Here is a 12,769-nt window from a genome sequence, read left to right as displayed (position 1 = left end):
AAATCCCATTTGAAAAAGGCTCCGCACTACGGGGCCTTTTCTTTTTGAAATCCCGAATTTTAATAGATCACGTCTTCGAGAACAAGTGCCTGGGGAGGCGCCATTGTACGTTCACCTTTAAAGCGGTCGGCAAAGATTTCTTTCACCGTGCCTTCCGGGTAACGTCCACGTCCGACGTCAAAGAGCGTTCCCACCATCGCACGCACTTGGCGGTGCAAAAAGCGGTTTCCTTGAATATGCCACTGCACCATGTAATCCGAAACTTGGACAAGCTCAAAACGGGTGATGTTGCAAAGCGTACTTTTTCCGTCATTTCTCGGAATGCAGAATCGGATAAAATCATGTTCACCGATAAAGGATTTTGCTTCACGTTGCATCAAATCGTAATCGATCGGCAAATGTCCGATTTCCCAGCCAAAGTCGCGGAGCAGTGCCACGGGCCTTGTGAAAATCGAATAGACGTAGTAGCGAGAAACCGCATCGTAGCGGGAATGGAATTCCGGATCGCAGACTTCGAGGTCGCGAATCTTGACCGTGTGACGACCAAGACCGTTGATAGAACGCGTCAATTTTTTACAGTCGATTTCGCCGTCGTAGTCGAAGTGGACCATCTGTCCGCGGGCGTGAACACCTGTATCGGTGCGGCCTGCGGCGACGAGATCGATCGGGGTGCGGAGTGCGGTTTTAAATGCTTCTTCCAACGCTGACTGCACGGTAACGTATTTCGTTTTACCGTGTTCGTTCTGTTCTTGCCAACCATAGTAGGCGCTGCCGAGATATTCGCAGCGGAAACGATAGCGCATGGGCTATTCCCCGGTTTCGCGTTTGACGCGGATGACCGTTTCGACCTGTTCTTCGGAAAGCTGCGTGCGACGGGCAATTTCTGCAGGCGTATATCCGCGACGATTCAGCTGAATTACGCGTTCCTTATCCTGACGTTCTCTGTCAAAGCGCGTCATTTCAAGCGGATTCGGTTTGGGAATGGCAGTTCCCTTCATCGTATTGTGACTTTGGGCGCGGACGTTTTGAACCCTATCCGGATCGCGATGGACTCCCTTGGGAACGGCGAGGCCAGCGAGCGTGTCGGAAAGAGACTGCATCGCCTTGGTAATACGCTGTTTTGCAGTCGGGCGCAGAACGGGATGTTCGATTTCACCCTTTGCATTTTCAAATTCCACATCTTCCGTTGTCACAAAGCTCGATTCCTGGGACGCAGCTTGAGTTTCATCCGCCTGTTTTGCGTCATCAATAATCGAGCGGCGATGAACTCGGGTGCGGTCCACAAAAGTCGGATCCTCCAGACCGCCCTTCGGCGTTTTAAAACGGTTATCCCTGCGGATCTGTTCGAGCTGACGGGTGATTGCTTCCTGGCGGTTGCGCAGAATAAAGAAGACAACGCCACCGATGACGACCAAAGCGATGAGGCCACCGATGATAAAGACAAAGACATTCGTCCCCGAACTTTCCTTTTCGACCGAAGATTCCTTCGCCTTGGCAGAAGCCTTTACCGGGGCTGGCGTCGAAGCGTCCGATTCCAAATTGCGCATAGCGACGAGGACGCTCCAAAGGGAATCGCGGTGAGCAATCGCCACCTTTTTTTCATCAGGGTCATCTGCAGCGGCAAAGACAGCCATATCCGCTTCATCAATTTCTTCGCGCAGGGACAGATAACGTACTCCGTCCAGTTTCGGCTGAAACGGATCCGCTTTCAAAAAAGCGAAAAGCGCTATCGCGAGAACCAAGAGAACTGCGGGCACAATAAATTTCTTCATACAACAAAAAATTTACAAATATTCCGCTTCGAGTTTTTGGAACCACACAAAAAGCCCCGGAAAATCCGGGGCTTCTGTGACAAAGCTTAAATCCGATTACTTCTTGTTTTCAAGAACAAGCTTGCGGCAATCTTCGAAGAACGGATTCGAGTCATGCGGACCCGGAGCCGCTTCTGGATGGAACTGTACAGCAATCATCGGAACCTTCTTCGAACGGAAACCTTCGATTGAATGGTCGTTCAAGTTCACATGCGTAATTTCAAGAACTTCCGGATCGATGGATGCGTCGAGAACGGCGAAGTTGTGGTTCTGGGAAGTCACCATGACACGTCCCGATTCCATGAACATCACCGGATGGTTTCCACCGTGGTGACCGAACTTGAGACGACCGGTTTTTGCACCGGAAGCCAGTCCGAGAATCTGAAGACCGAGGCAGATGCCCATCACAGGAACCTTGCCGAGAATTGCCCGGGCATTCTTCACAGCGTCCTTCACGCCGGCAGGGTCCCCCGGACCATTCGAGAAGAAGATTCCATCCGGATTCATCGCAAGCACTTCTTCTGCAGGCGTGTAAGCCGGAACCACCGTCACCTGGAATCCCTGAAGACGAAGGTTGCGAAGAATATTGCGCTTGATGCCGAAGTCATACGCGACGAGCTTCAAATCCGCGGCAGGAAGTTCCTGTGGCATACCGAAGCCCTTCAAGAATTCATCCGAAAATACGTACTTTTCTTTGCACGTGACGGTTTCCACCATATCGACGCCATCGAGGCCAGCCCAAGCTTTCGCCTTGGCAACGCCTTCATCCGGAGTCACACTTCCCGAAGTACAGATAAAGCCCTTGACCGTACCTTTTTCACGCAAAAGAAGCGTCAGAGCACGCGTATCGATTCCAGCGAGAGCCGGAATACCGTAACGCTTGAGAGCATCCGTCAATTCTTCTTCCGAGCGCCAGTTCGACGACGGATTGATCTGCTGAACGAGCAAGCCTCCCGCCTGGAATTTTGGACTTTCCATGTCCGTTTCGTTCACTCCGACGTTACCAATTTCGGTTTCGGTGAGGGTCACAAACTGACCCGCGTACGACGGGTCGGAAAGGATTTCTTGATAGCCCGAAAGCGAAGTGTTGAACACAACTTCACCAAAGGAGTCTACAGGTGCGCCCATCGAGTAACCGTAAAAGACGCTACCGTCAGCCAAAGCGAGAAACGCTTTGCGTTCACGTTGGAGTTTCCATTTTTCTTGTAATGTCATTGTTGCGGTCCTTCTTAAACGTTCACCTTGGGAGCGTGGCGCTGATATTCCTGAATGGAGCAAACTTCCACGCGGAACTTGCCGTCACCGAATCCGCCCTTCATATCTTCCAAACCTTCAATAGTCGCTTCCAGAGCATCGATGGTCGTGGTGATAGGAATGCCGCGGAGAATGCAGGTGGAGCGGATCTTCGCTTCATCCTTAGCAGCCTTTGCGCCCGGAGTCGGCGTGTTCACGATCCATGCGAGATCCTTTTCATCGATCAAGTCAAGAACGTTCGGGCGACCGTCCGAAATGCGGAACACGCCGTGCGTCTTAATGCCGTGATTGCGAAGAACGGTACTCGTTCCACGGGTCGAGTAAATTTCAAATCCGAGTTTCACGAGGCGCTGTGCAAACGGCACCACCGTTTCCTGGTCTTCGTCCTTGACGCTGAGGAAGATGTTTCCCTGCATCGGAACAAAGTTTCCTGCTCCGACTTGGCTCTTGATGTAAGCCATCGAATGACGGAAATCAAGACCCATGACTTCACCCGTGGACTTCATTTCCGGAGAAAGAATCACATCCACACCCGGGAATCGGGCAAAGGGGAACACAGCCTCCTTCACCGCGTAATACTTCGGCGTAAAGAGCTGCGTGTAACCGAGATCCTTGAGCTTCTTACCCGCCATCACCAAGGAAGCGAGTTTTGCAAACGGAATACCCGTCGCCTTCGAAACGAACGGAACCGTACGGCTTGCGCGCGGATTCACTTCGATTACATAGATATCATTCCCGTGAACCGCGAACTGGACGTTCATCAAACCGACGACATGAAGTTCCTTGGCAAATGCAATCGCATAACCGCGGAGACGTTCCTGAATTTCTTTCGAAAGCGTCGGGGGCGGAATCGTGCAAGCGGAGTCACCAGAGTGAATACCCGCGAGTTCGATATGTTCCATGATACCGCAGATTTCTGCCGTTTCGCCATCAGAAATACAGTCGACATCGCATTCCGTCGCCTGTTCCAAGAAGTGATCGATCAAAATCGGACGGTCCGGAGAAACTTCGAGAGCTTCTTCTTCCATGTACTTGCGAAGACCCGCTTCGTCGTGGACAATGCACATGGCACGGCCACCGAGGACGAAACTCGGACGGGCAAGAACCGGGAATCCAATCTTGTGGGCAATCGCAATCGCTTCGTCCGCCGTCTGAGCCATACCGGCTGGCGGCTGCAAAACACCGAGCTTGTTCACGATTTCACCGAAAAGCTTGCGATCTTCCGCAGCATCGATCATTGCAGGCGCCGTACCGATAATGTGGACGCCATTTGCTTCGAGATCATCGGCAAGGTTTAGCGGAGTCTGACCGCCGAACTGAACGATTGCACCGTCGCACTTTTCGTGGCGGTAAACGTTCAACACATCTTCGAGTGTGAGCGGTTCAAAGTAAAGCTTGTCACTCGTATCGTAGTCCGTCGAAACCGTTTCTGGATTCGAGTTCACCATGACCGTTTCAAAGCCAGCCTTGCGCAGAGCAAAAGAAGCGTGAACGCAGCAGTAGTCGAATTCAATTCCCTGACCGATACGGTTCGGGCCACCGCCGAGAATCATGATCTTCTTCTTGGTCGAAGCCTTTTCGCCCGGACGGAGACCGGTACCGTCGCCCAGCTGACCTTCCGTCGGATTTTCGAAACGGTTGTCGCCATGACGGTAAGTCGAATAAAGGTACGGTGTGTAAGACTGGAATTCCGCAGCGCAGGTATCGACCTGGGCAAAGCTCGGCACGACGCCGATCTTTTCGCGGGCTTTACGGACTTCGAGTTCTTTCGAACCGAGAATCCATGCGATCTGACGATCCGAGAATCCGAGTTCCTTCGCCTGAAGGAAAAGAGCCGGATCCTTTGCAAGCTCTTCAAGAGTCTTCGCAGAACGGATCTCATCTTCGAACATCGCGATTTCTTCGAGTTCGCGGAGGAACCACTTGTCAATCTTGTTGATTTCGTGGATCTTGTCGACGCTCCAACCGCGACGGAAAGCGGCGCGGACAAAGAAGATGCGGTTCGTCGAAGGACGCTTGAGTTCCTGTGCGAGGACTTCATCGGAAACTTCTTCGAAGTGAGCGTCCTTGCCGTCTGCGCCATAGCCTGCGCGGCCCGTTTCGAGGGAGCGCATCGCCTTTTGGAAGGACTGCTTGAACGTGCGGCCAATCGCCATCACTTCGCCAACGGACTTCATCTGAGTACCGAGAGTCGTATCGGCACCGTTGAACTTTTCGAAGGCGAAGCGCGGAACCTTGGTGACGATGTAGTCGATCGAAGGTTCAAAGCAAGCCGGCGTCACCTTGGTGATATCGTTCAAAATTTCATCGAGAGTATACCCCACGGCGAGCTTCGCTGCAAACTTTGCAATCGGGAAGCCCGTCGCCTTGGAAGCCAGAGCCGAAGAACGGGAAACACGTGGGTTCATTTCAATGACCACGATACGGCCGTTTTTCGGATTCAAGGCGAACTGCACATTGGATCCACCGGTATCAATGCCTATTTCACGCATCACGGAAATCGATGCGTCACGCAGCTTTTGATATTCGCGGTCGGTAAGCGTCAAAGCGGGAGCAACCGTAATCGAGTCGCCCGTGTGAACACCCATCGGGTCCAGGTTTTCAATGGAGCAGACGATCACGCAGTTATCCTTGTGGTCGCGCATCACTTCCAGTTCAAATTCCTTCCAACCTTCGATCGATTCTTCGATAAGGACTTCGGAAGTCGGGCTGTAATAAAGGCCGCGCTGAACGATGGTTTCAAATTCTTCTTCGTTGTGAGCGATACCGCCACCGGTTCCACCTAAAGTAAAACCCGGGCGAATCACCACGGGCCAACAGTCAAGAGAATTTCGAGCGGCAATCGCTTCTTCGAGCGTATTTGCCGAAATGCTTCTTGGCATGTCCAGTCCGATGCGTTCCATCGCCTCCTTAAAGAGTTCGCGATCTTCTGCTTTGTTGATGACATCCGGACGAGCACCGATCATTTCCACGTTGTAACGGGAAAGAATGCCTTTCTTGTGAAGCTTCATCGCAAGGTTCAAAGCGGTCTGGCCGCCAAGAGTCGGAAGAAGCGCATCCGGACGTTCGCGACGGATGATTTCCGTCAGCGCCTGGGCGGTAAGCGGTTCAATGTAAGTACGGTCGGCAAAATCCGGGTCCGTCATGATGGTCGCCGGGTTCGAATTGACCAGGACGACTTCGTAGCCTTCGGCTTTCAGCGATTTGCACGCTTGAACACCGGAGTAGTCGAATTCGCAAGCCTGACCGATGACGATCGGGCCGGAACCGATGAGCATGATTTTTTTGAGATCTTCACGTTTTGGCATAGTACCTTCGCTTGGGGCTAAATCGTGAAAATTTTAGAAAAAGAACCCTTACCGGAAAAGGGAAAAATTTTATCTTTTTTCATACAAAAACGCGGGACCGCAAGTCCTAGTGGGAGCTAGTTCTCTCTCCAAAATCCCTCTTTCAAAAAATCACAAATTCGTCATGGCAAACCACAAACTTGTGATGCGTATTTCAAAAATGTCGTTTTGAAATCTCTTCCATTTTCAGGTCTTTTCATGGCCATGAAGCCTAAAAAAACGGCGAGATGCGTCACACAGGATGTTAACCGAATATTAGATTTATGGTATGAAATGGAAACTCTATATTCTTTGGCTGATCTTTTTCTTTGCAGGCGTTATTTTCGTTTATGTTTTACCTGCAGATTCCCTTTCCCCGTCTCTCCGTTATTTGTTCTTGGGTATTTGGGGAGCAGTCGTCACCGCACTCTTTAACACAATTACGTATAAATTAAGCAACCGTTCCAAGGAAGACCCTTTCGACGTTCTTGCGAAAAAAGTTCCCGAAACGCAGTTCGTCCCCGTCGTCGGAGGCAAGGAACAGATGGCAGATTCAAGCCTCCCTGCCTACAGAAAGGAAGAAGACGAAACCGAAATCCACGCACAAGCCGCCAAGCCGCAGATCGTCGCACCGGATTTTCCCGATGAAAGCTGGATCGACTTCACCCACGAACTTCTGCACAACCGTCCGTTCCCCGAAGTGGTCCGCATGCTGAACGATCTTCTCCCGAAGATTTTCAAGAACGCATCAGGCGTGCTTTACATGTACAGCAACAATCAGTCCGAACTGCATCAGATTTTTGCATTCGGTCCGAACATAATCAGCGACCCGGTCATCTCACGCTCCGAATGCGCAAGCTACGACAGCGCAAAGATTGTCGTCGCCGACTACTCCGATCCGCAACACGTCAGCGGTTGCATCCACCTGCACCACCGTCCGCAGGGATATTCCTTCTGCGCTCCGATCGAAGGTCTCGAAGAACATTTTGGCGTTCTCACCCTTCAAGTGGACACGCTTCCGCAAGGGGAAACGACCGACACTTGGAAAACCAAAATTTCAATGGTCGCCACCGCATTCGGCCTTTTCGTCGCAAACCAAAATTTGCAGCTCCGTTTCAATAGTCAGAGCCTGCGCGATCAGCTCACCGGCCTTGTGAACAAGCGTTACATGGAAGAAGCCCTAACCCGCGCCGTAAGCGAAGCCCGCCGTCACGGGACTCCGATCGGCATGATCATGATTTCTTCGGACAATCTGGAAACGCTCAAGACTTCCCACGGCGCCCACGCCGCAGAACAGATGCTCTGGGAACTTGCTCAGCGCCTTCCCCGCTACATCCGCACCGAAGACATTCCTAGCCGTTACGCGGACAACACGCTCTGCGTTTTGCTCCCGGGCGCCGATAAGGTTCGCACCCAGCAACGCGCCGAAAAGATCCGCCACGAAATCGAGAACCTCCAGGTCGCCTATGGAAATCTGATTCTGCAGACGACGCTGAGCCTCGGCGTTGCCATTTATCCGGATAATGCGAAGAGCGCTTCCGAACTTGTTTCCGCTGCCGAACAGGCGATGCAGCAGGCAGAAGCCCTTGGCAAAAATCAGGTTTGCCTTGCGCAGACCACGCCGCCGGGGAATTAATCATTGCAGTTTAAAGCAAAAAGCCCAGCCGGTTGGCTGGGCCTTTTTTGAATTTTTGTTGATTTTTTAGAGAGACGAATGTTTGTCGAAGAATTCAAAGGTTTTGCGGTAAGCCTTTTCACGGGCTTCTTTGGCAGACAGATAAAGGTCATGGAGACCGCCTTGGATTTCGTCCAACGTTACACGCGGCCCAAGCTGACGACCGTACTTTTTCATATTGTCGACATCTAAAACACCGTCGCAATGCATATATTCTTCGGTCCAGTCCTTATCCCGAGTGCTGCAATCGCTGTGCATCAAAAGAATCGGCGTTTCTAAGTTCAAGCCTTTTTGAACTTGGGTATGTGCCCTGTGAATTGCACGGATCCAACCGAGATCCTTCATGGGACTCACAGGCGGCTTTAAGCGCGTATCGTATTCCCATTCGCCACGATAGCCTTTGCGCAGGCTGTAGCTGTAATTCGGATTTGGAAGATCATTCACCGGGAAATCCGGAATCATCGAACCTATAGCCGAAGCGACCGGCACCAAAACATTCCGAGCAAACCACTGTAGGTTCATTTCGAGGAACGGGCTGTTCAAAACGATGGCAGCGAAATCCTGACCGTGGCGACGCGAATCCGCATAAAGAGACACAATCAAACCGCCCGTGCTGTGGCCGATCAAATATTCAGGCAACAAAGTCTTCGAGGGATCCGAAGATGTCATTAGCGTACGGGAAAGCCTTTGCGCCATCACCAAAGCCGAATCGATTTCCGGGAAATATTCCTGAATTTCGCGAGCGCGGAACGGTTCGTCGTCGCTGCGCAGGGAACGTCCGTAAAAATGCAGATCGATTGCAAAGAAGCCATAGCCTGCCGAATCGGCCTTCTGGGCAAGTTCCCGGTTGAAGTAATAATCGTTATAACCGTGAACATACAAGACAATGCCTTTGTAAGTCCGCGAGGAATCCGACGGATACTGGATCAAGGTCGCCCGATACTTTCCCTGAAGCGGATAAACTTTGAAAGGTTCTCCCAAGAGCGGGTCTGTTTCCGCGAATTCGATCGAGTTCACAACCGCTTTCGCTTCCGCATCCTGGACATTGGAATTGCAGGCACACAATCCACCCCCTGCAAAAGCCGCCAAGGCAAAAAGAGACACAATCCCCATCGACAACTTTTTTAGATTCCCTATAACCATGGTATAAAGATACATAAGCTATCCAAGGCTCGCAAGGTTAGAAAAGCCTATGTATTTCGTACAAAGTACTCATTTTGCAAAAAAAGCCAACAACACGCTACTCATCGGTTACAGCATTCCCCTATAGCAAAGCATCATCTCAAAGAATCGCCTCTAGGCGAAACGAGTTCTAAGTCGCACTTTGCTGCCCAAACAAGCTCGGAGTGCGACTTATTTTTTTATATTTGCGCTTATGAAGTATCCCTACAAGCGTATATTGACAATCCAGGACGTTTCTTGCGTCGGACAATGTTCATTGACGGTCGCTTTGCCGATCATTTCTGCTTGCGGAATTGAAACGTCCGTGTTACCTTCGGCAGTCCTTTCGACGCACACGGGCGGCTTTCAGGGTTTTACCTTCCGCGATCTTACAGATGACATTCCAAAGATTTTGGAACATTGGAAACGGGAAAGCATCCAATTCGACGCCTTTTATACGGGCTATTTGGGAACTCCGAAACAGATTGCTTACGTGTGCGATGTGTTGCACTCGGTGAGAAAACCGGACAGTGTGAACATCATCGACCCAGCCATGGCGGACAACGGAAAGCTTTATGTCGGATTCGACAACTCCATTGTGGAAGCGATGAAGGTTTTGATTAGCGATGCGGACTATGCCCTGCCAAACATTACCGAAGCGGCGATGCTCACGGGCAACGAATACCGCAAAACCTATGACGAAGCCTATATCCAAAAACTTTCCGAAGACCTGGTAAGGCTCGGCGCAAAGACCGTTGTTTTGACAGGCGTCAGCTACACAGACGAAACAACAGGCGTTTCCGTTTTTACGGACGGAAAAGTCTCTTACTATGCGCACCGAAAGATCTCCAAAGGAAGTCACGGGACGGGCGATGTTTTTGCATCGACCTTTGTCGGGGCGCTTCTCCGCGGCAAAACGCCTTTTGAATCGGCAAAGATCGCTGCGGAATTCACCGTCAAATGTATCGAAAACACGATCGACGACCCGAATCACTGGTACGGAGTCAAGTTCGAAACGGCTCTTCCGGAGCTGGTTTCCGCCTTAAACGCCTAGAAAGTTTCCTTTCGAGACCGGAATTTACGCAAGTTAAGCCTTGGCTAACTTGCGTACCCTTTTTTATACATCGCACTTCAATTTGCAAATGCGTTTTGCTATATTTTGTGCGTTCAATATGAGCATTTATCGCTGGAACAACAAGAGGTTCACTCATGTCCAATCTTAAAGAACAAGCACTCGCCTACCACGCTAATGGCAAACCGGGTAAGATTGAAGTCATCCCGACCAAGCCGCACAGTACGCAGACGGACCTCGGCCTTGCTTATACGCCAGGTGTCGCCGAACCATGCCGTGAAATTGAAAAGGATAACAACAAAGCCTACGATTACACCGCAAAAGGCAATCTCGTTGCTGTGATTTCTAACGGTACCGCCGTTCTCGGCCTCGGTGACATCGGTGCAGTCGCCGGTAAACCGGTGATGGAAGGAAAAGGCCTCCTGTTCAAGATTTACGCTGGCGTAGATGTGTTCGACATTGAAGTCAACGAAAAGGACCCCAAAAAATTCTGCGATATCGTGAAGGGCATCGCTCCGACTTTCGGCGGCATCAACCTGGAAGACATCAAGGCTCCGGAATGCTTCGAAATCGAAGAAACCTTGAAGAAGGAACTCAACATCCCGGTCATGCACGATGACCAGCACGGCACAGCTATCATCAGTAGCGCAGCTCTTATCAACGCTCTCGACGTCGCCGGAAAGAAAATCGACGAAATCCACGCTGTCGTAAACGGCGCTGGCGCAGCTGCTATCGCTTGCACCAACCTTTACGTTTCCCTCGGCATCAAGCGCGAAAACATCGTCATGCTCGACTCTAAGGGTGTGATCCGCAAAGACCGCGAAAAGCTCACCCCGCAAAAGGCTGTCTACGCAACGGATCGCGATATCCACACGCTCGAAGAAGCGATGAAGGGCGCAGACCTCTTCCTCGGTCTTTCCAAGCCGAACATCCTCACGAAGGAAATGCTTCAGTCCATGGCGAAGAACCCGATCGTGTTTGCACTCGCCAACCCGGTTCCGGAAGTCTCTTACGATGTCGCCATTTCTTCTCGCGAAGACATCATCTTTGCAACGGGCCGTTCCGACTATCCGAACCAGGTGAACAACGTGATCGGTTTCCCGTACATCTTCCGAGGTGCTCTCGACGTCCGCGCAACGGAAATCAACGAACACATGAAGCACGCTGCTGTTCGCGCTATCGCTGAACTCGCCCGCAAGCCGGTTCCGGAAGTCGTGAACATCGCTTACAACTCCGAACGCTTCTCCTACGGCAGAAACTATCTCATTCCAAAGCCGCTCGACCCGCGCCTTCTCACCGATGTTTCCATCGCTGTCGCTAAGGCTGCTGTTGAAAGCGGCGTCGCTCACAAGCCGATCACCGACTGGAACGCTTACTACGACAAGCTCCGCGATATGATGGGTTACGACAACAAGCTCATGCGTGGCTTTACGGACATGGCAAAGTCCGCTCCGAAGCGTCTCGTCTTCACCGACGGCGAAAACATCAAGTCGATCAAGGCTGCAGTCCAGACTCTCACGGAAGGCGTTGCAAAGCCGATCCTTCTCGGTAACGCAGAAGTCATCAAGGATTTATTCGAACAAGAATCCCTCTCCATGGACGGCATCACGATCATCAACCCACGTTCTGCAGAAGAAAACGACCGTCGCCACAAGTTCGCTCAGATCTACTGCGAAGAAAACGGTCGCAAGGGCGTCACGCTTCCGCAGGCTTACGACGAAATGTTCCGTCGAGACCGCTTCGGTATGATGCTCCTCAAGACCGGCGCCGCAGACGCAGTTCTCGTCGGTAACCACAGCAACATGGCAGATTCCATCGAAACCGCCAAGAAGGTCATCGGCATTCGCAAGGATTACAACCACTTCGGCGCACTCCACATCGTGAGTACGAAAAAGGGCGTTTACTTCCTCGCAGACACACTCGTGAACTCCGACGCAAATGCGGACACGCTCGTCGATATTGCAAAGCTCACGCACGACGCCGTGAAGTTCTTCGCATTCGACCCGGTGATGGCAATGCTCTCCTACTCGAACTTCGGAAGCGATCCGAAGACGACGGGTTGTGCAGAAACCGTCCGTCAGGCTGTGAAGAAGCTCCACGAACAGTATCCGGAATTCGTTGTGGATGGCGAAATGCAGGTTAACCTCGCTATCGACGACAAGCACCGCGATCGCAAGTATCCGTTCACGAAGCTCTTCGGCAAGACCGTCAACACGCTCATCTTCCCGAGCCTCAGCGCAGCAAGCACCACTTGCCACATGCTCCTCGAAATGGGTGTGACCGAAAACATCGGTCCTGTCCAGATGGGCTTGAACAAGCCGGTTCACTTTGTCGAAGGCGACAGCTCCATTCACGACATCTTCAAGCTTGCCGTGATCGCCGTTGTCGACGCTATCGCTCAAGAAAAGAAGGAACAGTCCGCTAACGCGCACTAAGTTCTTCTGAACTGTGAAATGAAAAAGCACTGCGA

Annotated in this window: 8 protein-coding genes; 3 read left to right on the top strand and 5 right to left on the bottom strand. The window is 51.6% G+C overall.

What is annotated here, in order from left to right; translation table 11 throughout:
* Nucleotides 1–59: 59 nt before the first annotated feature.
* The 4 genes from truA to carB all read right to left on the bottom strand — a co-directional run bounded on the left by truA (nt 60) and on the right by carB (nt 6,373).
* Nucleotides 60–803 (bottom strand): tRNA pseudouridine(38-40) synthase TruA, encoded by a 744-nt coding sequence (gene truA / locus BGX16_RS07635; protein ID WP_100425518.1) that lies wholly within the window; start codon nt 801–803, stop codon nt 60–62.
* A gap of 3 nt (nt 804–806) precedes the next feature.
* A complete protein-coding gene (locus BGX16_RS07630; protein WP_198514882.1) occupies nt 807–1,757 on the bottom strand; it encodes a hypothetical protein in 951 nt (316 codons plus the stop codon).
* A 111-nt stretch (nt 1,758–1,868) separates the two neighbouring features.
* Entirely contained in the window at nt 1,869–3,026 is a 1,158-nt protein-coding gene (gene carA, locus BGX16_RS07625; RefSeq protein ID WP_100425516.1) for a glutamine-hydrolyzing carbamoyl-phosphate synthase small subunit, read from the bottom strand.
* 14 nt (nt 3,027–3,040) lie between these two features.
* Nucleotides 3,041–6,373: a carbamoyl-phosphate synthase large subunit gene (gene carB / locus BGX16_RS07620; protein WP_100425515.1), complete on the bottom strand. Its 3,333-nt coding sequence runs from the start codon at nt 6,371–6,373 to the stop codon at nt 3,041–3,043.
* A 307-nt stretch (nt 6,374–6,680) separates the two neighbouring features.
* Between carB and BGX16_RS07615 the strand changes: the two genes are divergently transcribed.
* Nucleotides 6,681–8,027: a GGDEF domain-containing protein gene (locus tag BGX16_RS07615; RefSeq protein WP_100425514.1), complete on the top strand. Its 1,347-nt coding sequence runs from the start codon at nt 6,681–6,683 to the stop codon at nt 8,025–8,027.
* Nucleotides 8,028–8,093: 66 nt separating this feature from the next.
* On the opposite strand, the gene BGX16_RS07610 is transcribed toward BGX16_RS07615, so the two are convergent.
* A complete protein-coding gene (locus BGX16_RS07610) occupies nt 8,094–9,170 on the bottom strand; it encodes an alpha/beta hydrolase (protein WP_157797927.1) in 1,077 nt (358 codons plus the stop codon).
* 271 nt (nt 9,171–9,441) lie between these two features.
* Between BGX16_RS07610 and BGX16_RS07605 the strand changes: the two genes are divergently transcribed.
* Nucleotides 9,442–10,281, top strand: a complete 840-nt coding sequence (locus BGX16_RS07605) for a pyridoxamine kinase (protein ID WP_100425512.1) — start codon at nt 9,442–9,444, stop codon at nt 10,279–10,281.
* A 155-nt stretch (nt 10,282–10,436) separates the two neighbouring features.
* A complete protein-coding gene (locus tag BGX16_RS07600) occupies nt 10,437–12,734 on the top strand; it encodes an NADP-dependent malic enzyme (RefSeq protein ID WP_100425511.1) in 2,298 nt (765 codons plus the stop codon).
* Nucleotides 12,735–12,769 lie beyond the last annotated feature (35 nt).

It is taken from the genome of Hallerella succinigenes (assembly GCF_002797675.1).
GTDB lineage: Bacteria > Fibrobacterota > Fibrobacteria > Fibrobacterales > Fibrobacteraceae > Hallerella > Hallerella succinigenes.
This window is presented reverse-complemented; position numbering and strand designations above follow the sequence as displayed.